General features: G+C 68.5%; 26 protein-coding genes and 2 tRNA genes. 14 read left to right on the forward strand and 14 right to left on the reverse strand.

Annotated elements, in window-relative coordinates; translation table 11 throughout:
- Positions 1-38: 38 nt before the first annotated feature.
- The 7 genes from AB0J95_RS04400 to AB0J95_RS04430 all read left to right on the forward strand — a co-directional run bounded on the left by AB0J95_RS04400 (position 39) and on the right by AB0J95_RS04430 (position 9,849).
- Complete coding sequence (locus AB0J95_RS04400) at positions 39-494, forward strand: FHA domain-containing protein (protein ID WP_364752151.1); 456 nt, start codon at positions 39-41, stop codon at positions 492-494.
- Entirely contained in the window at positions 491-1,894 is a 1,404-nt protein-coding gene (locus tag AB0J95_RS04405) for a PP2C family serine/threonine-protein phosphatase (RefSeq protein ID WP_364752154.1), read from the forward strand. Before AB0J95_RS04400 ends, AB0J95_RS04405 begins: the two co-directional genes overlap by 4 nt.
- Positions 1,894-3,363, forward strand: coding sequence for an FtsW/RodA/SpoVE family cell cycle protein (locus AB0J95_RS04410; protein WP_364752157.1), 1,470 nt, complete (start codon positions 1,894-1,896; stop codon positions 3,361-3,363). The genes AB0J95_RS04405 and AB0J95_RS04410 overlap by 1 nt, the downstream gene beginning before the upstream one ends.
- Entirely contained in the window at positions 3,360-4,847 is a 1,488-nt protein-coding gene (locus AB0J95_RS04415) for a penicillin-binding protein 2 (protein ID WP_364752159.1), read from the forward strand. The genes AB0J95_RS04410 and AB0J95_RS04415 overlap by 4 nt, the downstream gene beginning before the upstream one ends.
- Positions 4,848-4,853: 6 nt before the next feature.
- Positions 4,854-6,275 carry a serine/threonine-protein kinase gene (locus AB0J95_RS04420; RefSeq protein WP_364752162.1) on the forward strand — a complete coding sequence of 474 codons (1,422 nt, stop codon included), beginning with the start codon at positions 4,854-4,856 and terminating at the stop codon, positions 6,273-6,275.
- A 73-nt stretch (positions 6,276-6,348) separates the two neighbouring features.
- Positions 6,349-8,331, forward strand: a complete 1,983-nt coding sequence (gene pknB, locus AB0J95_RS04425) for a Stk1 family PASTA domain-containing Ser/Thr kinase (protein WP_364752164.1) — start codon at positions 6,349-6,351, stop codon at positions 8,329-8,331.
- Between the two features lie 132 nt (positions 8,332-8,463).
- Complete coding sequence (locus AB0J95_RS04430) at positions 8,464-9,849, forward strand: protein phosphatase 2C domain-containing protein (RefSeq protein WP_364752167.1); 1,386 nt, start codon at positions 8,464-8,466, stop codon at positions 9,847-9,849.
- Positions 9,850-9,862: 13 nt separating this feature from the next.
- Here the strand turns inward: AB0J95_RS04430 and AB0J95_RS04435 are convergent, their stop codons facing one another.
- The gene (locus AB0J95_RS04435; RefSeq protein ID WP_364752169.1) at positions 9,863-10,507 is read right to left on the reverse strand and encodes an aminodeoxychorismate/anthranilate synthase component II; all 645 of its coding nucleotides are present in this window, start codon (positions 10,505-10,507) and stop codon (positions 9,863-9,865) included.
- A gap of 88 nt (positions 10,508-10,595) precedes the next feature.
- On the opposite strand from AB0J95_RS04435, the gene AB0J95_RS04440 reads away from it, so the two are divergent.
- Positions 10,596-11,279, forward strand: coding sequence for an HAD family hydrolase (locus tag AB0J95_RS04440; RefSeq protein WP_364752172.1), 684 nt, complete (start codon positions 10,596-10,598; stop codon positions 11,277-11,279).
- Here AB0J95_RS04440 and AB0J95_RS04445 read toward each other — a convergent pair.
- Positions 11,276-11,428, reverse strand: coding sequence for a hypothetical protein (locus AB0J95_RS04445; RefSeq protein WP_364752175.1), 153 nt, complete (start codon positions 11,426-11,428; stop codon positions 11,276-11,278). The genes AB0J95_RS04440 and AB0J95_RS04445 overlap by 4 nt on opposite strands.
- The gene (locus tag AB0J95_RS04450; protein WP_364752178.1) at positions 11,428-12,303 is read right to left on the reverse strand and encodes a class E sortase; all 876 of its coding nucleotides are present in this window, start codon (positions 12,301-12,303) and stop codon (positions 11,428-11,430) included. Before AB0J95_RS04450 ends, AB0J95_RS04445 begins: the two co-directional genes overlap by 1 nt.
- 117 nt (positions 12,304-12,420) lie before the next feature.
- On the opposite strand from AB0J95_RS04450, the gene crgA reads away from it, so the two are divergent.
- Both crgA and AB0J95_RS04460 read left to right on the forward strand, forming a co-directional pair.
- Positions 12,421-12,690: a cell division protein CrgA gene (gene crgA, locus AB0J95_RS04455; RefSeq protein ID WP_364752181.1), complete on the forward strand. Its 270-nt coding sequence runs from the start codon at positions 12,421-12,423 to the stop codon at positions 12,688-12,690.
- Between the two features lie 123 nt (positions 12,691-12,813).
- Entirely contained in the window at positions 12,814-13,224 is a 411-nt protein-coding gene (locus AB0J95_RS04460; protein WP_364752183.1) for a PH domain-containing protein, read from the forward strand.
- Positions 13,225-13,234: 10 nt separating this feature from the next.
- Here the strand turns inward: AB0J95_RS04460 and AB0J95_RS04465 are convergent, their stop codons facing one another.
- Together AB0J95_RS04465 and AB0J95_RS04470 are read right to left on the reverse strand one after the other, a co-directional pair.
- Complete coding sequence (locus tag AB0J95_RS04465) at positions 13,235-14,080, reverse strand: rhomboid family intramembrane serine protease (RefSeq protein ID WP_364752185.1); 846 nt, start codon at positions 14,078-14,080, stop codon at positions 13,235-13,237.
- Between the two features lie 5 nt (positions 14,081-14,085).
- Entirely contained in the window at positions 14,086-14,640 is a 555-nt protein-coding gene (locus AB0J95_RS04470; protein WP_364752187.1) for a peptidylprolyl isomerase, read from the reverse strand.
- Between the two features lie 102 nt (positions 14,641-14,742).
- Here AB0J95_RS04470 and AB0J95_RS04475 point away from each other — a divergent pair, with 102 nt between their 5' ends.
- Positions 14,743-15,165, forward strand: a complete 423-nt coding sequence (locus tag AB0J95_RS04475; protein WP_364752189.1) for a hypothetical protein — start codon at positions 14,743-14,745, stop codon at positions 15,163-15,165.
- 90 nt (positions 15,166-15,255) lie between these two features.
- Here the strand turns inward: AB0J95_RS04475 and AB0J95_RS04480 are convergent, their stop codons facing one another.
- Positions 15,256-15,789: a DUF2020 domain-containing protein gene (locus tag AB0J95_RS04480; RefSeq protein WP_364752190.1), complete on the reverse strand. Its 534-nt coding sequence runs from the start codon at positions 15,787-15,789 to the stop codon at positions 15,256-15,258.
- Positions 15,790-15,904: 115 nt separating this feature from the next.
- On the opposite strand from AB0J95_RS04480, the gene AB0J95_RS04485 reads away from it, so the two are divergent.
- Complete coding sequence (locus AB0J95_RS04485) at positions 15,905-16,312, forward strand: DoxX family protein (protein ID WP_364752192.1); 408 nt, start codon at positions 15,905-15,907, stop codon at positions 16,310-16,312.
- 35 nt (positions 16,313-16,347) lie between these two features.
- On the opposite strand, the gene AB0J95_RS04490 is transcribed toward AB0J95_RS04485, so the two are convergent.
- Genes AB0J95_RS04490 through AB0J95_RS04500 form a run of 3 tightly spaced genes read right to left on the reverse strand, consistent with a single transcriptional unit; the run spans position 16,348 to position 18,591 of the window.
- The gene (locus AB0J95_RS04490; RefSeq protein ID WP_364752193.1) at positions 16,348-17,049 is read right to left on the reverse strand and encodes an FCD domain-containing protein; all 702 of its coding nucleotides are present in this window, start codon (positions 17,047-17,049) and stop codon (positions 16,348-16,350) included.
- Positions 17,046-17,723, reverse strand: a complete 678-nt coding sequence (locus AB0J95_RS04495) for an IspD/TarI family cytidylyltransferase (RefSeq protein WP_364752195.1) — start codon at positions 17,721-17,723, stop codon at positions 17,046-17,048. The genes AB0J95_RS04490 and AB0J95_RS04495 overlap by 4 nt, the downstream gene beginning before the upstream one ends.
- 22 nt (positions 17,724-17,745) lie before the next feature.
- Positions 17,746-18,591, reverse strand: coding sequence for a LysR family transcriptional regulator (locus AB0J95_RS04500; RefSeq protein WP_364752197.1), 846 nt, complete (start codon positions 18,589-18,591; stop codon positions 17,746-17,748).
- A 69-nt stretch (positions 18,592-18,660) separates the two neighbouring features.
- Here AB0J95_RS04500 and AB0J95_RS04505 point away from each other — a divergent pair, with 69 nt between their 5' ends.
- The gene (locus AB0J95_RS04505) at positions 18,661-19,194 is read left to right on the forward strand and encodes a hypothetical protein (protein WP_364752199.1); all 534 of its coding nucleotides are present in this window, start codon (positions 18,661-18,663) and stop codon (positions 19,192-19,194) included.
- On the opposite strand, the gene AB0J95_RS04510 is transcribed toward AB0J95_RS04505, so the two are convergent.
- Both AB0J95_RS04510 and AB0J95_RS04515 read right to left on the reverse strand, forming a co-directional pair.
- A complete protein-coding gene (locus tag AB0J95_RS04510; RefSeq protein ID WP_364752200.1) occupies positions 19,139-19,663 on the reverse strand; it encodes an RNA 2'-phosphotransferase in 525 nt (174 codons plus the stop codon). The genes AB0J95_RS04505 and AB0J95_RS04510 overlap by 56 nt on opposite strands.
- Complete coding sequence (locus AB0J95_RS04515) at positions 19,660-20,322, reverse strand: lysophospholipid acyltransferase family protein (protein WP_364752203.1); 663 nt, start codon at positions 20,320-20,322, stop codon at positions 19,660-19,662. Before AB0J95_RS04515 ends, AB0J95_RS04510 begins: the two co-directional genes overlap by 4 nt.
- Positions 20,323-20,356: 34 nt before the next feature.
- On the opposite strand from AB0J95_RS04515, the gene AB0J95_RS04520 reads away from it, so the two are divergent.
- Positions 20,357-21,175, forward strand: a complete 819-nt coding sequence (locus AB0J95_RS04520; RefSeq protein ID WP_364752206.1) for an SDR family oxidoreductase — start codon at positions 20,357-20,359, stop codon at positions 21,173-21,175.
- 180 nt (positions 21,176-21,355) lie between these two features.
- Here AB0J95_RS04520 and AB0J95_RS04525 read toward each other — a convergent pair.
- The 3 genes from AB0J95_RS04525 to AB0J95_RS04535 form a co-directional block, all read right to left on the reverse strand.
- A tRNA-Ala gene (locus AB0J95_RS04525) sits at positions 21,356-21,428 on the reverse strand.
- Between the two features lie 78 nt (positions 21,429-21,506).
- Positions 21,507-21,644: a DLW-39 family protein gene (locus AB0J95_RS04530; RefSeq protein ID WP_364752208.1), complete on the reverse strand. Its 138-nt coding sequence runs from the start codon at positions 21,642-21,644 to the stop codon at positions 21,507-21,509.
- A gap of 212 nt (positions 21,645-21,856) precedes the next feature.
- A tRNA-Ile gene (locus tag AB0J95_RS04535) sits at positions 21,857-21,930 on the reverse strand.
- Positions 21,931-21,967 lie beyond the last annotated feature (37 nt).

The raw sequence follows: 21,967 nt of genomic DNA on the forward strand, positions 1-21,967 counted from the left end.
CGGTGTCGGCTGCAATTTTTAGGGAGCGGTCACAACAGGTGCCAGAGCTGGTGATGCAGCTGACCAGAGCAGGGTTTCTCGCCCTGCTCTGGTTGTTCGTGCTGGCCGCACTGCGGATCGTGCGCTCGGACCTGTACGCGGCGTCCGGCCTGAAGGTCTCGGTGCCCGGCTTCCGCCGGCAGAAGGGCAAGGGCGGCGGCAAGGCGCCGCGCCAGCTGGTGGTGACGCACGGCGCGCTGGCGGGGACGCGGATCTCGCTGGACGGCCGGCCGATCATGATCGGCCGTGCGGACGACTCGACGCTGGTGCTGGACGACGACTACGCCTCGACCAGGCATGCGCGCATCTCGCTGCGCGGCACCGACTGGTACGTCGAGGACCTCGGGTCCACCAACGGCACGTATCTGGACCGGGCCAAGGTGACGGTTCCGCTTCGGGTGCCGCTGGGTGTCCCGATCCGGATCGGCAAGACGGTGATCGAGCTGCGCTCATGACCCTTGTCCTCCGTTACGCGGCTCGCAGCGACCGGGGCCTGGTGCGTTCGAACAACCAGGACTCCGTGTACGCAGGTCCACGCCTGCTCGCTCTGGCCGACGGCATGGGGGGCTACAACGGCGGTGAGGTCGCCAGCAAGGTGGTCGTCGGCGCGCTGGCTCCGCTGGACGACGACACCCCGGGTGAGGATCTGCTCGGCCAGCTGCGGGAGGCCACGCTCGCCGGCAACGGCGCCATCTCCGAGCTGGTGTCGGCCGATCCGGAGCTGGACGGGATGGGCACCACGCTGACCGCGATGCTGTTCGCCGGCAACCGGTTCGGGGTCGTGCACGTCGGTGACTCGCGGGCGTACCTCAACCGCAACGGCCAGTTCACCCAGATCACGCACGACGACACGTTCGTGCAGTCGCTGGTGGACGCCGGCCGGATCACCGCGGAGGAGGCGACCAGCCATCCGCAGCGGTCGCTGCTGCTGCGGGCGCTGACCGGGTACGACATCGACCCGACGCTGACCATCCGGGAGGCGCGGGCGGGCGACCGGTACCTGCTGTGCTCGGACGGCCTGTCGTCGGTCGTGAGCTACGAGACGCTCGCCGAGGCGATCCAGATCCCCGATCCGCAGGAGTGCGCCGACCGGATGATCGAGCTGGCGCTCAAGGGCGGTGGTCCGGACAACGTCACCGTGATCATCGCCGACGTGGTGGACGTCGACTACGGCGACGACGACCCGATCGTGGGCGGCGCCGCCGGGGACGGCAGTGAGGACCCCAAGCCGCAGGACTCGGCCGCGTTCCGGGCCGCCGCGCTGACCGCGCCGAAGCCCGAGCCCAAGCCGGCGGTGGAGCCGCCGAAGCCGGCCGAGGACCCGAAGGCCAAGCGCCGCAAGCGGATGCGCTGGATCGCGGCGGCCGCGGCGATCGTCGTGCTGCTGGTCGCGGGCACGTTCACCATCCGCTACTTCGTGCTCCGCAACTACTACGTCGGTGAGGGCACAGACAAGTACAAGGGCGAGATCGCGATCTTCCAGGGGGTGCCGGGCAGCGTGCTGGGTATCTCGCTGCACCGTGAGGTGGAGGGGTCGTGCGACCCGGCGCTGGACAAGTGCAACAAGCGCTACGTCGACCAGCTGGACCAGAGCGGCAAGGACACCGTGCTCGGCAGCGGCACCTCGTACTCCAGCCTGAGAGAGGCGCGCGAGTTCATCAACCGATTGCGTACCGAGAACGTCCTTGATCCGTGTCCGACCGACGCGACCAAGCAGCAGCAGGAGCAGACCTCGGTGACCCCGCCCCCACCGTCCGGCCAGACACCGGCCGACGCGACCAGCACGATCGCCAAGCCGGCGCCGCGGCCGGGGATCGACTGCCGCCCGGAGCACAACGAGGGTGGCGGCGGCTGATGGCACAACCGGTCCCCGTCGGGGCGGGTCCGGCGCCGGCGACCGGACAGCAGGGCACCCCCGCGCCCGCCAACCAGGCTCCCACCAGGCGCGGTACCGAACTGGCGATGCTCGCGTTCGCGGCGGCCCTGGTGACCGGGGCGCTGATGCTGGTCGCGATCAACCAGGAACAGAAGCTGACCATCCAGATCCTCTGGTACGGCCTGGCGTATCTGGCCCTGTTCTCCGTGGCGCACCTGGCGATCCGCAAGTGGGCGCCGTACGCGGACCCGCTGATCCTGCCGTGTGTGGCGATGCTCAACGGGTTCGGCCTGGTGATGATCTACCGGATCGACCTGGCGCTGGAGGGCCGCAAGGGGTTCTCGGCCGCGACGCCCAAGCAGATCATGTGGACCACGATCGCGCTGGTGCTGTTCCTGGTGGTGCTGTACTTCGTCAAGAACCACCGCGCGCTGACCAAGTACGGCTACACCGCCGGCCTGGTCGGCCTGATCGCGCTGGCCCTGCCCGCGCTGCTGCCCAGCAAGCTGTCCGAGGTCAACGGCGCGAAGGTGTGGCTGCGGTTCGGCAGCGTGTTCTCCATCCAGCCGGGTGAGTTCGCCAAGATCCTGCTGATGATCTTCTTCGCCTCCTTCCTGGTCTCCAAGCGGGACCTGTTCATGGTGGCGGGCAGGCGGTTCCTCGGCCTGGAGATGCCGAGGGCGCGTGACCTCGGGCCGATCCTGCTGGCCTGGGGCGTGGCGATCGGCGTCCTGGTGTTCGAGAAGGACCTGGGCACGTCGCTGCTGATCTTCGGCATCGTGCTGGCGATGCTGTACGTGGCCACCGAGCGGGTGGCCTGGGTGGTGATCGGCCTCGTGCTGTTCATCGGCGGCGCGCTGGTGGCGTACTCGCTGTTCACGCACGTGCAGCAGCGGGTGGCGAACTGGCTGCACCCGATGGACCCGGTGGTCTACGGCAGGCTGGGCGGCAGCTACCAGATCGCGCAGGGCCTGTTCGGCCTGGGCACCGGCGGGATGGCCGGCACCGGGCTGGGCGCCGGGCGGCCGGAGATCGTGCCGGAGGCCAACACCGACTTCATCACCGCGGCGATCGGCGAGGAGGTCGGCTTCATCGGCCTGGCCGCCGTGCTGATGGTGTACATGCTGCTGGCCATGCGCGGCCTGCGCAGCGCGGTCGCGGTCCGCGACAGTTTCGGCAAACTGCTCGGCGGGGGTTTGTCGTTCGCCATCATCATGCAGCTGTTCGTCGTGGTCGGCGGCGTGACGGCGCTGATCCCGATGACGGGCATCACCGCGCCGTTCCTGTCCTACGGCGGGTCGTCCCTGCTGGCGAACTACATCCTGGTCGCCCTGCTGCTGCGGATCTCCGACGCGGCACGGCGGCCGCAGACCGGCTCGCGCCCGCGGCCGGTCCAGCAGGCGCCGATCGCGGAGGCGAGCACGGTCATGGTGGAGCGGCCGACATGAACACACCCCTGCGGCGGGTCGGCCTCGCCATGATCGCCATGCTGGTGCTGCTGCTGGCCAACGTCACCTACATCCAGATGGTCAACGCGGACGACTACCGCGCCGACTCGCGCAACCAGCGCGTGCTCTACGACGAGTACTCCCGGGAGCGCGGCAAGCTGATCTCACCGGTCGGCGGCGAGCTGCTGGCGAAGGTCACGCCGACCAACGACCGGCTGCGCTACCTGCGGCAGTACCCGTTCGGCGCGGCGATGGCCCCGGTCACCGGGTACTACTCAGTGCGCTACGGCTCGCGCGCGCTGGAGCGGGCCGAGGACGAGATCCTCAACGGCTCGGATGACCGGCTGTTCGTGCGCCGGCTGTCGGACCTGATCACCGGCCGCGACCCGCGCGGCGGCAACATCCAGGCCACGGTCATCCCGGCCGTGCAGCAGGCCGCCTACGACGCCATGACGAAGAAGAACTTCGTCGGCGCGGTGGTCGCGCTGCGCCCGCAGACCGGCGAGATCCTGGCGATGGTGTCCACCCCGTCCTACGACCCGAACCCGTTGTCCTCGCACGACTCGGACGAGCAGCAGGCGTACTGGGACACCATCCGGGACGAGAACAACAAGCTCAAGCCGATGCTCAACCGGGCCATCTCGGAGACCTACCCGCCCGGCTCGACCTTCAAGCTCGTGGTCACCGCGGCCGCGCTGGAGGACGGCAAGGACAAGAACTACCTGCTGCCCGCGGACGCGTCGATCCAGCTGCCCGGCACCAAGACCGACCTGGAGAACTTCGCGCACAGCCACTGCGGCCCGGCCGACCAGAACCAGGTGCCGCTGGAGACCGCGCTGGCGCTGTCCTGCAACACCGCGTTCGCCACCCTGGCCGACCAGCTGGGCAAGGACAAGCTGCAGGAGCAGGCCGCGAAGTTCGGCATCGGCCAGACCGACCTGCAGATCCCGATGACCGTGGTGCCCTCCGGCATCGGCAAGCTGCCCGACCGGGCGGCGCTGTTCCAGACCGGCATCGGCCAGCGGGACGTGCTGCTGACCCCGATGCAGGACGCGATGGTCGCCGCCGCGATCGCCAACAACGGCATCGTGATGCGCCCGCAGCTGGTGCAGAAGGTGCTGGCGCCGGACCTGCAGGTGATCTCCGACTTCGACGCCGACGAGATCGGCCGCGCGATGTCCGGCAGCAACGCCAGCACGTTGCGGGACATGATGAAGAAGTCCGAGGCGAACACCAAGGGCGACGGCAAGGTGGCTGGCCTGGAGATCGCCTCGAAGACCGGGACGGCCGAGCACGGCGCGGACCCCAAGGCCACCCCGCCGCACGCCTGGTATGTGGCCTTCGCCCCAGCGGACAACCCGCAGATAGCCGTGGCCGTCGTGGTGGAGAACGGTGGTGACCGCGGGCTGGCCGCGACCGGTGGGTCGGTGGCCGCGTCCGTGGGCCGGGCCACCATCAACGCGCTGCCGGGAATCGGGAAGTAGGTGAGCATGCTGACGTCGGGGCAGCTGCTTGCCGACCGCTACCGGCTGGCGAGGCGGATCGCCGTCGGTGGCATGGGCGAGGTGTGGGAGGCCGCGGACACGCGGCTGGACCGGGCTGTCGCGGTGAAGGTGCTCAAGCCGGAGCTGTGCGGGGACGCCGAGTTCCTGCACCGGTTCCGCACCGAGGCGCGGACGATGTCCTCGCTCAACCACCCGGGGATCGCCTCGGTGCACGACTACGGCGAGACGGCGGCGGTGCCGGACGGCCCGCAGGACACCGCCTACCTGGTGATGGAGCTGGTCGAGGGCGAACCGCTGGCCGCCATCCTGGCCCGCGAGGGCCGGATCAACGCCGAACGCACGCTGGACATCCTGGAGCAGGCGGGCAACGCGCTGCAGGCCGCGCACGCGGGCGGCTACGTGCACCGGGACGTCAAGCCGGGCAACATCATGATCACCCCGGCCGGGATGGTGAAGCTGACCGACTTCGGCATCGCCAAGGCGGCCGACGCGGCGCCGGTCACCCGGTCCGGAATGGTGATGGGAACGGCCCATTACATCGCCCCCGAGCAGGCGCTCGGGCACGACGCCGAACCGGCAAGTGACGTGTACTCGCTGGCCGTGGTCGGGTACGAGTGCCTGATGGGGCACCGGCCGTTCCTGTCGGAGAACGCGGTGACCGTCGCGATGATGCACATCCGCGACATCCCGCCGCCGTTGCCGCCGGACGTCCCGCCGGGTGCGCGGGCCGTCATCGAGGCGACCATGGTCAAGGACCCCCGCCGGCGCTACGGCAGTGGCGGGGAGTTCGCCGCGGCGGTCGCCGCGGTCCGCGCGGGGCGGCCGTTGCCGACCCCGTCGGGTCTGGTCATGGCGGCGTCCGCGCCGCAGCCCCACCACACGGGGACGCACCCACGAATCGTCACGGGCGGCATGGTTCCGCCGATGGTGCCGCCGGGCACCGGCTCGTTCCCGTTGCCGCCGCCACCGCCGCGGCGTGGGAGCCGGGCCTGGCTGTGGACGTTGCTCGCGGTGCTCCTGGTGGCCCTGGTGGTGCTGGGAGTGTGGGCGATACCGAAGCTGACCGGTTCGGGTACCCGTTCACCGGGTACTCCGACCTCCGGCGCCACGCCGGGCGCGTCGGGTGTCAGCTTCCCGGCCGGCGAGCCGTCGTACCGTGAACCCAGCGGACAGGGACGCCCTGGACCAGTTCAGGTGAAGCCGGGCGAGCTGCTCGGCCACCCCGCCGACTACGTTGCTGAGCAGTTGCGGAAGTCTGGGCTGGAACCGGACGTGCGATCGACGCCGGGCGAGCCGTCGCAGGACCTGCGATCGTGCCTCGTCACCAGCGTGCAGCCGGTCGGGACGCTCGACCGGGGGTCGAAGGTGACCGTCGAGTGCGTCCACGACGGGCAGCCGCCTGGTTGAAAACGGCCTGGCGATCAAGCAAGAGCGGGCATGATGGGATCGAGAAGTTGACTAGGAGCGGGACAACGCAGCGATGACGACACCGCGACTGCTCTCCAATCGCTACGAGCTGGGCGAGACGCTCGGCTATGGCGGCATGTCCGAGGTTCACAAGGGTCGGGACGTGCGGCTGGGCCGTGACGTCGCGGTCAAGGTGCTGCGTGCCGACCTGGCCCGTGATCCGCAGTTCCAGGAGCGGTTCCGGCGCGAGGCGCAGAACGCCGCCGCGCTGAACCATCCCGCCATCGTCGCGGTCTACGACACCGGTGAGACGCGCACCGAGTACGGCCCGCTGCCCTACATCGTGATGGAGTACGTCGACGGGCGGACCCTGCGCGACATCGTCAAGACCGAGGGCCCGCTGCCCGGCCAGCGCGCCATGGAGATCATGGCGGACGTCTGCGCGGCACTCGACTTCTCACACAGACATGGGATCATCCACCGGGATGTCAAGCCCGCCAACGTGATGATCACCAAGACCGGCGCGGTCAAGGTGATGGACTTCGGCATCGCGCGCGCGGTGCACGACGGCCAGGCGGCCGTCACGCAGACCGCCGCGGTGATCGGCACCGCCCAGTACCTCTCGCCCGAACAGGCCCGTGGTGAGACCGTGGACGCCCGGAGTGACGTCTACGCAACGGGTTGCGTGCTGTTCGAGCTGCTCACCGGCGAGCCGCCGTTCACCGGCGACTCCCCTGTCGCCGTTGCCTACCAGCACGTGCGGGAGGACCCGCGCAAGCCGTCGCAGCTCAACCCCCGGGTCAGCCCCCAACTCGACGCGATCGTGCTGAAAGCGATGGCCAAAGGGGCGGCCAACCGGTACCAGTCCGCCGCGGAGATGCGGATGGACATCGTCCGGGTGCTGTCCGGCCAGCGGCCGGCCGCGCCGATGGTGATGTCCGAGGACGACCGCACCGCGATGATGGGCCAGCAGACCCGGGCCACCGAGTTCATCCCGCCGCGCGGCCGGCACCGGCCGGACGCGATGGTCGACGACTACGACAGCTACGACGACGGTGAGGAGGAACGCCGGCGCAAGCGCCGCAAGGCGTGGATCACCACGATCGTCACGCTGCTCGTGGTCGCGGTGATCGTGCTGGCGATCTACCTGGTCACCTCGTTGCTGAACAAGGACACACCGAGCTCCAGCATCGTCAACCTGCCGGACGTGCACAGCCAGACCGAGCAGGCCGCGCGCAAACAGCTCACCGACGCCGGGTTCACCAAGATCCAGGTGACCCCGATCAGCTGCGAGCCCGGTCAGGGCGGCGCCCCCGCGCCGTGCAGCGCCGAGCAGGTCGGCCTGGTGATCAGCCAGGACCCGCAGCCCGGCAAGGCGGACAAGAACAACCCGGTGACCCTCCAGGTCGGCCGCGCCGCCAACCAGGTCGGCATCCCGGACGTCAAGGGCAAGAGCAAGGAAGACGCCACCAACATCCTGCAGCAGGCCGGGTTCACGGTGTCCGGTGAGGACACCGAGGAGGTGACCGACGCCAAGCTGATCGGCAAGGTGAGCAACACCAGCCCGGGCATCGGGGTGCAGGTGCCCAAGGGCTCGCAGGTGAAGCTGCTGATCGGCAGGGCACAGGCGCAGCAGAACGTGACGCCGGTGACCGGGCAGGACTTCAACACCGCGAAGTCCAACCTGGAGTCCGACGGCTGGCAGGTCAACCGCCAGGACGTCGACTCCGACCAGCCGGAGGGCACGGTCACCGACTACGCGCCGAAGAAGGCCAAGCCGGGCAGCACGATCACGGTCAAGGTGTCCAAGGGCCCGCAGAACAGCAACCAGATCAGCATGCCGAACCTGGTCGGGCTGAAGAAGCAGGACGCGCTCAACGCGCTGCGCACCGCGGGCTGGGACGGCCAGTTCAACATCACCGAGGTGACCCCCGACAGCCCGGACGAGAAGGACGAGGTCGTCGAGCAGGACCCGGGGGCCAACAACAAGATCGCGAAGAACCAGCCGGTGAACGTCAAGATCGCAAGTAAAGGCATCGGCATTGGCGGTGGCTGAGGAACGGCCGCCGGTAGTGGTTTTGTATGTTGTTGCCCCCGAGATCTCGGCCTGGCGGTACCTGGACGGTGAGCGTCCGGAAAGGCGGACAGCAGTGGTTGGGCAACATTGGGTTGAGAGCCCGCTCCGGACATGACGCTCGTGATCAAGTACGCGGCACGCAGCGACCGCGGCTTACACCGGTCCAACAACGAGGACTCGGTGTACGCCGGGCCGCACCTGCTCGCGATCGCCGACGGGATGGGCGGGCACGCCGCCGGTGAGGTCGCGAGCAAGGTCGTGATCGCCGCGCTGGCGCCGCTGGACGAGGACCCGCCGGGTGACGACCTGCTCGGCAAGCTGCACGAGGCCGTCGTGGCCGGCAACGACACCATCGCCGAGCTGGTCCAGCAGGACCCGGACCTGGAGGGCATGGGCACCACGCTGACCGCCATCCTGTTCGGCGGCGGCAGGCTCGGCCTGGTCAACATCGGCGACTCGCGCACGTACCTGTCGCGCGACGGCGTGTTCTCGCAGATCACCCGGGACGACAGCTTCGTGCAGTCGCTGCTGGACGAGGGCCGGATCACGCCGGAGGAGGCGCTCACCCACCCGCAGCGCTCGCTGGTGCTGCGCGCGCTGGTCGGCCACGAGGTGATCGAGCCGACCCTGTCGGTGCGCGAGACGCGGATCGGCGACCGGTACCTGCTGTGCTCGGACGGTCTGTCCGATGTGGTCGGTACCGAGAAGCTGGCCGAGACGATGAAGATCCCCGACCGGCAGGCGTGCGCGGACAAGATGATCGAGCTGGCGCTGCAGGGCGGCGGCCCGGACAACGTCACGGTGATCGTGGCCGACGTGGTCGACGAGGAGCCGAGCCAGGTCACCCAGGCGCTGGCGGCCGGCCCGGGCACGGACAACCACCTCAAGCCGGTGCCGCAGCCGGGACAGAACACCTCCCCGCCGCGGCCGCCGGTGGCCATGGGGCCGCAGGCGATGCAGCAGCCACCGCAACCGCCCCAGCCTGCGAAGAAGAAGCGCAAACGCGGCCGCCTGATCATCATCAGCGCGGCCGTGGCGGTGGTTCTGCTGGCCATCGCGGCGGCTGTGGTGCGCTATCTCGCGTACACGAACTACTACGTGGCCGTCGGGGAGAACTCGGAGGTCTCGGTCTTCCAGGGCGTCCGCGGCACCGTGCTGGGCCTGGAGCTGCACCGGAAGGTGGAGGGCTCGTGCCCGCCGGACAAGACGGACTGCCGGCCGCTCACGGTCAACCAGCTGCCGTCGGCGCAGAAGGAACAGGTCAGCCAGGGCCTGTCCGTGGCGGACCTGGACGCCGCCCGATCGATGATCAGCCAGTGGCGCAACGACGACGAGATCAAGACGCCTTCGTGCCCCACTGACACGACCACGACCAGCCCGCCGGCCGGCGCCACCACGACGACGGTCACCACCGCTCCCGGTGGCACCACCACGTCGAACACGCTGGGCACATCGGTGGTGGGCACGACGAGCCCATCGGCCCCGCCCGCCTGCTGAGCTGCTGAGCTGGCTAGCGGACGGCGGCGGCCTTCGTCAGGGCCCGCATCCCCTGCTCCAGCTCGGCGACGACGGACTCCGCGACCGGGTGGCCGCAGGACGCCAGCCAGTTGGCCAGCATCCGGTGGCCGCCATCGGTCAGCACCGACTCCGGGTGGAACTGCACCCCCTGGATCGGCAGCGACCGGTGGCGCATGGCCATCACGATCCCGGTATCGGTCCGCCCGGTGACCTCGAACTCGTCTGGCACGGTCTCCGGCAGGATCGTCAGCGAGTGGTAGCGGGTGGCCGTAAAGGGGTCTGGCAGGCCCGCCAGGACGCCGGCGCCGGTGTGGTGGACCTGACTGGTCTTGCCGTGCAGAAGCTCGGGAGCGCGGTCCACAGTGGCTCCCCAGGCGACGCCGATGGCCTGGTGGCCCAGGCACACACCGAGCAGCGGCAGCTTCAGCTCGGCGGCCCGCTTGACCACCTCGATGCTGCGGCCGGCTCGTTCCGGCGTGCTCGGGCCGGGGCTGACCAGGATCCCGTCGAAGCCGTCCAGCGAGTCCAGCTCGGCCGCGTCGTTGCGGTGCACCACGCACTCCGCGCCGAGCTGGGCCAGGTACTGGACCAGGTTGAACACGAAGCTGTCGTAGTTGTCGACCACCAGTACGCGCATGGCACTGATGCTATTCGCCGCCGCGCAAGCCACGCTCATGAGTTAAAAGTGGTGCGGGCGTACCAGAATCCGGTGTACTGTCCGCCGCGTGAAGCAGGTGCTCATCTTTGACGCGGACGACACGCTCTGGGAGAACAACGTCCTGTTCGAGCGGGTGATCGACGACTACCTGGAGTGGCTGAGGCACCCGACGATGGACCGGGCGCAGCTGCGCGCCATCCTGAACGACATCGAGCGGGCCAACGTGCCGATCCTCGGCTACGGCAGCAAGGCCCTGCTGGGCAGCCTGCACGCCATGTTCGAGCACATCAACTCCCGGCCGGTGAACGACCGGGAGCGCCGGGAGATCGACGAGCTGGCCGCCCGCCTGCGCGAGCACAAGGTCGACCTGGTGCCGGGCGTCTCGGAGACGCTGGCCGAGCTCGGCGGCCGGCACGAGCTGCTCCTGCTCACCAAGGGCAACCCGGACGAGCAGCAGGGCAAGCTGGACGCGTCCAACCTGGCCCACCACTTCGCGAGCGTCCACATCGTGCCGGAGAAGGACGTGCCGACCTACCGTTCGCTGGTCGGCGAGCGGTCCCTGGACGTCGGCCGGACCTGGATGATCGGCAACTCACCGAAGTCGGACATCCTGCCCGCCCGCCAGGTCGGCATGAGCGCGGTGTTCATCCCGAACCAGCACACCTGGGTGCTCGAGCACGACGAGCTGGACCCCGCCGACACCGGCGTACTGCACCTGGAGCGGTTCACCCAGCTGGTGGACCACTTCTAGATCGTGTCGTTGTTGAACCAGAGCATCGGCTCGAGCCACGGGAAGACGACGAACAGCAACAGCGCCACCACGGCCAGGACGAGCACGACGGCGATGGCCACCCGGACGCCGATCGGTCCGGGCAGCCGCCGCCAGATCCAGCCGTACATCAGCCGTTCTCCTTCAGCTCCGGCGGCACCTCGCCCGGTTTCGCCGGGTCCTTGGCCCACTGCTTGACCAGCACGCCGTGCACGATCAGCCGCTGCCGGTCGGAGAACTTCGGGTGGCAGGTGGTCAGCGTGATCAGCGAGGCCTGGTCGGCGGGCGGGGCGGCGCCGGGGCTGTTCGGCACCGGCGAGATGACGCCGCCCTGGGAGGGCACGACGATCTCCGAGCCGAGCACCTTGGCGTACGGGCCGCCCAGCGGCTTGACGTCGGCGCAGTGCGGGTTGCCCTTCTGCCGCTGGTCCCAGCTGGCCGCCTCGCCCTTCATCGGCAGCACCCGGTAGACGAACCAGGCCGCCTTGGTCTCCACCACCATGGCGTCGCAGGAGCCGAGCAGGTCGAGGTCGTTGAACGGGGCGCCCATGCCGACCCGGTGCCCGGCGATGGAGAAGTTGCCCGGCTCGCCCGGCAGCGCGGTGCCCTTGTAGTGGCCCGGGCCGCTCTCCAGGATCTTGTCGGAGGTGCCCTCCAGGACGGTGAAGTGCACGTCCGGGCCGAGCGAGGGCAGGTAGAGCTTGGCGAAGCCCTTGCCCTCCTCCAGGTCGTACTTGTTGGTCCGCTCACCGCCCTCGACCACGTCCTTGTTCTTGTCCCACTGGTCGTCCAGGGCGGCGGTGGCCTCACGCTGCTTGCCAGCCGAGAGCAGGTCGGTGATGTAGACCTCGTAGACCACGAACAGCAGGACGATCAGGCCCGCGGTGATCAGCAGCTCACCGATGTTGCGGACCACCGTGCGGGCCCGGTCGGGGCGCTGCGGCGGCCGGTCTTCGAGGTCTCCGTACAAGCGACCGGAGTTGTGGTCACCCTCATGACTTCCCACACGTACTCCCCTGGTGGACCGCGACCGTCTTCGACTACGTTAACGTGTTCCTACGGCGGCAGTTGCGCACGTCTCCTGTCCGCCGTATACGCACGCATAACGCCAGGCGAGGACACGATGCCCAAGTCCAAGGTTCGCAAGAAGAGCGTCTACACGGCGCCGGCAGGCGATCGCCGTACCCCGGTGAAGGTGCGTGGGGGTGGCCCTTCGCATCCGATCTACATCACGGTGATGCTGGGCGTCATGATCATCGGGCTAGCGTGGCTCGTGGTGAACTACATCGCCGGGCAGCAGATCCCGTTCATGAACGATCTGGGGAACTGGAACTTCGCGATCGGGTTCGCCCTGATGATCGGCGGCCTGCTGATGACGATGAAGTGGCGCTGAGCAGCGTTCACTCTTTGGTGGGACGTTGGATGACACCCGTTCAGCCCAGCGTCACTGAACCACAAGGCTGTAACTCATCCCCAGTGTGGACAACTGCTGTGGATAAGTAGGACACACCGTTACGTGACGTCACCAAAGGCTCGTCTGATCTGGTCACCCCCGGCCGCGCTGGTTGCGCTCGGCTGGGCTTTTGTGGTGGGCACGGTCGCTTTCGCCGTGCTCACCGACGACCGGGCGGGCAAGGCGCTGGTGGGCATCGCGGCCCTGGTGGCGGCGTTGTTGTCGCTCTTCGGAACGGTGGCGCGGCCCCGGCTCGCGGCGGACAGCAGCGGGGTACGGGTCCGTGGCCTGCTACGCCGGCGCGAGTGGGCGTGGTCCGAGGTGAACGTCCGGGTGGTGCGCACCAAGCGGCTGGGCCGCGAGGTGAGCACCCTCGAACTGGACGCCGAGGACGACCTGGTCGTGCTCGGCTGGCTGGACCTCGGCGTGGCCCCGGAGGATGTCGCCGAGGCCCTCACCGAGCTGCGCATCTGACGTCCCGGATTTAGGTCCCCACGACGGCCAGGTCGCCGACGCCGACCATCAGCGCCACCAGCAGCACGACCGTGCCGACCAGGGTGACCGCCTGGACCTTGTTGCGGATGGCCGCGGGCGGGAACAGGAACCCGGCGCCGACCAGCGCGCCGACGACCAGGCCGCCGATGTGCGCCTCCCAGGAGATGGCCAGGAACCCGGAGAAGCTGAGCGCCAGGTTCAGCGCGATCACGGCGATGACCTGGCCCAACGGCAGCTTCAGCCGGATCACGGTGACCAGCAGCGCGCCCATCAGCCCGTAGATCGCGCCGGACGCGCCGGCGGCCCCGGCGGCGCTGAGGATGTACACCGCCGCACTGCCGCCGAGCATCGAGACCAGGTAGAGCGCCAGGAACCGCAGCCGGCCGAAGACGATCTCCAGCTCCCGGCCGATGATCCACAGCGACACCATGTTGAGCAGCAGGTGGGTCAGACCGATGTGCAGGAAACCGGAGGTGAACAGCCGCCACCACTCGCCGTCGGTGACGAACGACGGGATCAGCACCCCGTCCGCGTACGACTGGGACCGCCAGTTGCTGTTGATGCTGTGCGCCTGGTAGGCGTTGAACGCGAACACGGCCACGTTGATCGCGATCAGCACGGGCACGACCAGCAGCTTCTGGTTGAGCTCGGCGCCGGCGACGGTCACCGGCCGGCGCACCTGCTTGCTGCCCTCGTTCACACAGTCGACGCACTGGTAGCCGACCGACGCCTCACGGAGGCACTCGGGGCACGCCGGACGTTCGCAGCGCACACACCTCAGGCCCGTCGGCCGGTCCGGATGCCGTACGCAGGCCGGCATGCCCTCTGGGTTCATGTCGGTCAGCCTCGCTCGATCTCGACCCGGGTGATCGCCACTTCTTCGACCGGCCGGTCGTCACCCGGAGTGGTCGCCACCCGGGCGATGGCGTCCACGACGTTGCGCGACTCCTGGTCGGACACCTCACCGAAGATGGTGTGCTTGAAGTTCAGGTGCGGCGTGGGCTTCACGGTGATGAAGAACTGCGAGCCGTTGGTGTTCGGCTGGTTGATGTTGGCCATGCCGAGCAGGTACGGCTTGTTGTACTGCAACTCCGCGACGAACTCGTCCGGCACGGTGAACCCGGGCCCGCCGCGGCCGGTACCGGTCGGGTCGCCGGTCTGGATCATGAAACCGCTGATCACCCGGTGAAAGATCACCCCGTCGTAGTACGGGCCGGATGTGCCGCCCTGCGCGTTCTGCGGAGAGTAGTCCTTGGTGCCCTCGGCCAGGCCGACGAAGCTCTTGACCGTCTTGGGCGCGTAGTCGGGGAACAGCTTCACCCGGATGTCACCCATCGTGGTGTGCAGGATGGCGGTGACCTTGGTCCCGACGAGTGATTCGTTGCTTTCTGCCACGCCCTCAATCGTGCCATCCACGGCGGGAACGGTTCGGAAGGGGCAGGATGGGGAACCTGTCAACCAAGTATCCCTTTCGAAGCAACCGACGAGGTGAAGGCGATGACCCGGGCTCCTGAAGCGGTGGACAAGGCCGTGGACGCTGTCCGCCGGGCGGAGCACATGCTGGCCGGCCAGGCCGAGGAGGCGCTGGCCAAGACCCGCAAGGCGCGCCGCCGGCTGGCCCGCAAGGCCAAGGCGACCAGGAAGGACTTGGCCAAGACCGCGAAGCAGGCGAAAGCGAACGTCCAGCACCTGACCGGCACGGAGAAGAAGGGGCGCCGCAAGTGGCCCTGGATCCTCGGCCTCGTGCTCGCCGCGGCGGGCACGGCAGCCGTCGTGCGTGCCAAGACCAGCTCGTCCACCAACGACGCGTTCACCACCCCCGAACCGCGCACCACGTCCGAGGACGAGCAGGCGCCGGAGTCCAAGGCCCAGGAAAACGGCAAACCCGCCCCGAAGCCGGCCGCTCCCCAGAAGAAGTAACCAGCCCACTCACCCCACCGAGCCCGCGCCCTGGCGATCACTTTCCGCCACGGGCCGCGGGCTCAGGTGCGTCCGTGCCCCGATGGGTGCTTACAGGCCGAGGGTGGTGATGGCCTTTTCGGCGACCCGGCGGGCCTTGATCGACTGGGCCTGGTTCGAGGTCACGATGACGGCCGTGCCTTCCTTGGCGACGGCGTACACCGACCCCTTCTCCGACCCGACCGAGCCGCCCTTCCACCCAGCGGGCGCGGTGGCCGGGTTCGACGTGGCGATGGGGGCCGCCTCGTCGACCAGTTGCTTGGCGATCTTGGCGGTGCCCACGTACACGCGCGCGGTCAGCTGGATGTTGCCGTCGGCGCGGTAGAAGAAGCAGGCGGGGTGGGGCTTGTCGGCCGAGATGCGGACCTTGGTGGCGCGCTGGCCGTTGGCGTCGGCGACGAAGGCGCTCTCCAGGTAGGGGCACGGGCCGTCGGCGACCGGTTCCGGTGGGGCGGGCGGGCCGTCGGGTTCGGTCGTGCTGGGAGTCGTGACAGCGGAGGACGGCGCGGGCTCCGGCGCGGGCGGCGACGAGGTGCAGCCGGCCAGGCAGGCCAGCAGGAGCAGGGCTGAAGTCAGCGGCTTCATAGGGCTCCCAGTCAACCAGAGCCCATTCGGCGGTACTTGCGCGCCTCGGTGAACCGCGCCGGTCCACCGGGCGTAACTCGCTGTCGCATGATCCTGCACATGTGAAGGGGTTTGGATGGACGTGGTCCAGAGGCGCAAGGAAGATCTCCTCTCGTTGTTCCGGGTCGTGGTCGGACTCCTGTTCGTCTGCCACGGTCTGGCCAAGATGTTCGGCGCGTTCGGCGGCAAGGTCGTCACATTCGGGACCTGGCCTGGCTGGTTCGCGGCGGTGATCGAGCTGGTTGGTGGCATGGCCGTGCTGCTCGGAGTCGGCACGCGCATCGCGGCCTTGCTTTGTTCAGGGGAGATGGCGTTCGCGTATTTCACCGCTCATCAGGAGAAGGCCTTGTGGCCGATCCAGAACGGTGGCGAGCTCGCCGCGGTGTACAGCTGGGTGTTCCTGCTGATCGCCGTTCTTGGCCCAGGTAGCTACACGGTCGCGAAGCTCTGGCAGCGGCGGCGTTCCGTGACGACAACGGCCTGAGTCACGCCCCTGAGTCCTGCCGGCGTGGGCAGGACTCAGGGTTCGAGCAACTGGTCGACCTCGGCGGCGGACTGCCGCACGATCGACCGGGTCGCTCGTTCCGCCTCGGCCGCGTCGCCTCGCGCGATCGCCTGTGCCACAACGACATGCCAGTCCATCGCGGCGGCGTCCAGGCGCGGCGGGATCAGGCTCAGCGCGACCCGCCCGTTGAGCACGGACGCGGTCACCTCACCGACGTGCACGTACAAGTCGTTGCCGGAAGCCAGGAACACCAACCGGTGGAACGCGATGTCGGCGGCGATGAACGCGGGAATGTCCCGGCTCTCGGCCAGTTTGAGCAGCTCGTCGGATAAGCGGACCAGCTCTTCTCGTTGCTCGGCAGTGGCATTCACCGCGGCTAGCGCGGCCGCGGCCGGTTCGACGGCGCCGCGCAACTGCGACAATTGACCCAGCAGCCGCCGACTGTCCCCACCGGACAGTCGCCACCGGATCAGCTGCGGGTCGAACAGGTTCCAGTCGCTCATCGGCAGCACGATCATGCCGATCTTGGGCCGGCTGCGCACCATCCGCAGCGCCTCCAGCACCCGGACCGCTTCCCGCGCAACGGTTCTGGACACACCGTAGGTCGCGGTCAGCTCGTCGAGGCGCAGGATCGTCCCGCTCGGGTGCCGGCCGGAGGCCAGCGCGATGCCAAGCGAGTCAAGCAGATGAGCGTGCAGGCCACGCGCTGTGCTCACCGCGGTACCAGGATCCGTTCGGCGACCACCAGGTCGTGCTCGAAGGTGATCTTCAGGTTGCGCTGCTCGCCGGGCACCCAGTGCACCTGAATGTCGGTGTACCGCTCGACGCAGGACGCGGTGTCGGTGCCGTCGAACCCGTCCCGCGCGGCCTGTTCGTAGGCGGCGAGCAACGGCGCGGCCAGAAACCCTTGGGGCGTCTGGACCGCGACGAGCGCGTCGGGGATCGGCAGGATCCGCCCGTCGGGTTGCTCGGCGGCCAGGTCCTCGGCGCGCAGACCCGGGATCGCGCCGCCGTACTGCTTGGTCGCCTTGAGCACGGCGGCGACGAGGTCGCTGCTGACCAACGGTCGCGCGCCGTCGTGGATGAGCACGGTGTCGATGTCGCCCGCCTCGATCCGCGGTGCGAGGTGCCGGAGCGCGGCGAGTTCGGACTCCTGGCGCGTGCTGCCACCGGACACCACTTCGACAGCCAGATCGCCGACGACCTCGGCCATGTAGTCGACGTCCTGCGGGCGGGTCACGAGCACGAGCACATCGCTGTGGCCGGCGAGCGCCTGCAACGACCACGCCAGCACCGGCCGCCCGGCCAGCCGCACGTAGACCTTGTTGATGTCCCGCCCGAGCCGCGAACCGGAGCCGCCTGCCAGAACCACTCCGGCCGCCTGAGTCACGGCACAGATCATCCCCGTTGTTTCACGTTGAACCAAGCGACTGGCGGATCTCGTCGAGCATCCGCCTGATCCGGCTGTCGGACAGCGCCCCTCGGCGGTGCACCGCGTAGTACGGAACCGCAGGTAGATCCACGATTGGCAGGTTCGGCAGGCCGGTCCGCACACAACCATTGACCACCGCCGCGCCGACTCCCAACTGGACGAAGTGCAGCATCAGTGGCCAGCCCTCCGCCTCGACCGCCACCTCCCAGGTCGCCCCGGCGGCCGCGCGCTCGAGCATCATCCGCAACGGGCGAGGCGCGGGTGGAACGACCATCCGCATCCCGGCGAGGTCGGCCACGTGCACCACTTCTCGCTGCGCCAACGGATGCCCAGGCGGGAGCACCAGCTTCTGCGGGTACTTGGCGAGCAGGACGGTGTCCAGGTCGTCCGGGACCGCGTCGAGCACGGCGACCCCGAGATGCGCTCGGCCGTCGCGGACCAGGGCGAGGGTCTGCGCGCGGGACGACGTGATCAGCCGGAGCCGGGTCGCCTCGCGAGCGATGACGTCGCCGAGCAGGTACAGATAGGCGCCCTGACCTGCGGCAAGCACGACGGGACGCTGCTGTGCCTCGCCGGCGAGGTGCTGTAGGAAGTCGTCGAGCTGGTCCTCGCGGTCGCGTGCGAACCGCGCCAGCGCCTCACCATCGGCGGTCAGCACCAGCCGGCGGCCGTCCCTGAGGTAGAGCGGGCGACCGACGGCTTCGGCGAGTTTGCGCACCTTGACGTGCAGGGCGGGTTGGGAGATGTGCAGCTCCCGGGCGGCGGTCGTGAAGTTGAGGTGCTCGGCGAACGCCAGGAACGACGGCAGCGCCTCCACGGGAAACATAACTTCAAACTATAGTTCTGCGCCGAGCAATAGTTCTGATTGAGCCGCTCGCGCCCCAGACTTGATGACATGAGACAAGCAAGACTCGGCATCGATTTCGGCCGGGTGATCAACGAGGGCTCCGCCGAGCTCGGCGGGGACGACACGACATTCCTCAGTGGAGGGTTCGAGGAAGCGATGCGCACGCCGGCCAAGCCGGACGCTTTCGAGGTCATCGGTCGGCTGACCGAACTGTTCGAAGGTCGCGTGTGGATCGTGTCCAAGTGCGGCGAACGGATCCAGCAGCGTACCCGGGAGTGGCTGGACTACAACGACTTCTGGACGTTGACCGGGATATCTCCCGAGAACAAGCGGTTCTGCCGGCAACGCCCGGAGAAAGCACTGCACTGCAAGCGGCTTCAGATCACGCACTTCATCGACGACCGGCGGGACGTGCTCGGCCACATGCGTGAGACCGTCGAGCACCTGTACCTGTTCGGTCCACAGAAGACACCCGCGCCGGAGTGGGCGACGCCGACCCTGACCTGGCTCGACGTCGAAAACGCAGTCACGTCAGGAATCGCGGCGGAACCTCAGCGACCAGCCAGACGCCGTTCTCGCTGACGCGGAACTCGTAGCCCTCGGCGTACATCGATTCCGCTTGCACGGTAAGCACAACGGGCTTCCCCCGCCGGGAGCCCACCCGAACAGCAGTGTCCACATCGGACGACAGGTGCACGTCCTGTCGTCCCATCGGCCGTAGGCCCTCGGCCCGGATCTGTGGCAGGTTCGCGGCGATCGTCCCGTGGTACAGCAGGTCCGGCGGACGCCGCGGCGTGAGTCCGAGGTCGACCGTGATCGAGTGTCCCTGGTTGGCCCGGATCCTGTTGCCCATCAAGGCAAAACGCTGTTTGTTGTTCGTCTCGACGACGTGCTCGAGATCGGCCCGCGTGATCTGGATGCCCGCCTTCGCGCACGCGGCAAGCAGTTCGTCGACGTCCGCCCAGCCGCCTTCGTCCAAGGTCAGGCCGATGTCCTGCGGCGCGTGCCGCAAGTGACGTGACAGGAACTTCGACACGCGGACGACGTTCATCCCCGGATTTCCTTGAGCAGCTCGGTAACCCGTCCCATGATCACCTCGGTGACCTCCCGCAGCAGCTCTCGGTCCTCGTCGCGGCCACGGTACTCGCTGAGGTCCACCGGTTCGCCCACCAGGAGCTGTACGGGTTTGCGTGGGAACGGCCGGAACCGCCGGCGCCGGCTGTCGAAGATCTCCCTTGTGCCCCAACGGGCCGCGGGGACCACCGGGACATCGTTGGCGAGCGCGAGCCGCGCGACACCCGTGCGCAGATCGCTCGGCCAGCCGTCCGGGTCCTTGGTGAGCGTGCCCTCGGGATAGATGATCACGACCTTGCCCGCCTTGAGCGCGTCGTGCGCGCCCCGCAGGCTGTCGCCCGCGTTCGCGGTTCCGCGGAACACCGGGATCTGGCCGGCGCCGTCGAGTACTCTCGCGAGTCCGGGAATGTTCCACAGCGTGTGTTTGGTGAAAAATCGCGGCACCCGGCCGTGCTCGTGGATGTAGATCGCGTCGATGATGGGGTCGATGTACGACGGATGGTTCAGCACCACCAAGGCGCCGCCCCGCATCGGCACGTGCGCCAGACCTTTGGCGGTGCGTTTGGTCAGCAGCCACGTGAACGGATAGAAGAACGCGGCGAACAAGCCGACCCAGAACCCGCCCTTTTCCCTCACCGTCCCAACGGTACCGAAGGAAGGCCCGTACCCAGTGGAAACGCCGGATTACCGCCACTTGTTGCGTCTCGACAACCGTCACGTCGTCGTCCTCGGCGCCGGTCAGGGCATCGGACAGCAAACCGCGCACGCCTTGGCGCAACTGGGTGCACGTGTCACTTGCGTTGACATCGACGCGTCCCGCGGCGCTGCCGTCGCCGCCGAGGTCAACGGTCAGCACTACACCGCCGACGCGACCGACCGCCAAGCCATGACCGATGTCTACGCGGACGCAGTGTCTAGTTATGGCCCTCTCCACGGTGTTGTGAACATCGTCGGTCTCGCCAAGTGGGCGCCGATCGTCGACCACAACGACGATCTCTGGGCAGCGGCACTCAACGACAACCTCCGCCCCGCAGTCCTCGCCCTCCAACTCGGTGTTCCCCATGCGGACCCGGCCGGCGCCAGCTTCGTCTTCGTCGCCTCAGTCACCGGAATCGGCGCCGCCCCCAACCACGTGTCCTACGGTGCGGCCAAAGCCGGACTGATGTCCCTGGTCCGCACGGCCGCCGTCGAACTCGGCCCCCGCAACATCCGCGTCAACGCCGTAGCCCCCGGCATCACCTGGACCCCACGCGTCGCCGCCGCACAAACCCCCGAAACCCGCCTCGCCCTCGACGCCCTCCACCCCCTGGGCCGGGTAGGCCTCCCCGCCGACATAGCCGCGGCCATCCTGTTCCTCACCTCAGATCTGTCCCAGTGGATAACCGGTCAGACCATCCCCATCGACGGCGGCGCAACAGTCAACGGCCCCTACCAAACCCCCCGCCTCCCAACCCCAACAACCACAGCCCCCGTCGCCCAACAAGCCTGACAAACCACAAAGCCCAGGCCACCAGCCTGGGCTCAACACACCATTTTCTTGAGAAGAAGCACGCTGCAACGCAACGCCGCCGAAGGCGGCACGTGGGGGGTTTGGGGGCTCGGCCCCCCAACACAATGACGGACGACCCGGCGAAAGTGCGAAGCACTGAGCAGGGTCGCCCTGAGGACGTGGAGACGAGGGGAATCGAACCCCTAACCCCTGCCTTGCAAAGGCAGTGCTCTGCCAATTGAGCTACGTCCCCGTCTGGGACTCGGCCCAGGTGCCGGGCGGGTGACCCACCGCCCGGAGGGGTGGTGGGTCACTGCCGGATGTGTGGGTGTTACTTCTTGGCGCCGTTGTTGCCGGCGGGGGCCGTAGCCTCACGCCAGAGGTCGGCCTCAGCCTTCGCGGAACGGCTCCGCCGAACCACCAGGAAGATGGCACCGGCAACAGCACCAAGCGCGAGAAGCTTCTTCACGTCAGGCCTCCTTCAGGCACATGCTCTAAGTCCCCAGTCGCCCCTACCCTACCGACTTCGAGACCGAGCATCCACCGAGCGAACTTGTGGTGACGGCGCCAAGCGGCCAACGCCGTCTTTTCCTGGGGGGTGTGGGGGGCTGGGCCCCCCAAAATTTCCGATCGATGGACGGTCTGCCTCTTTCGGCAGACACACGTCCACCACATCGATCGTGGGCCCAGGAGGACTTGAACCTCCGACCTCTTCGTTATCAGCGAAGCGCTCTAACCGCCTGAGCTATGGGCCCTTGGTGGAACGAGGAGAAGATTACCGCACCGTCTCCG

The sequence above is a fragment of the Actinocrispum sp. NPDC049592 genome, from assembly GCF_040675465.1.
GTDB lineage: Bacteria > Actinomycetota > Actinomycetes > Mycobacteriales > Pseudonocardiaceae > Kibdelosporangium.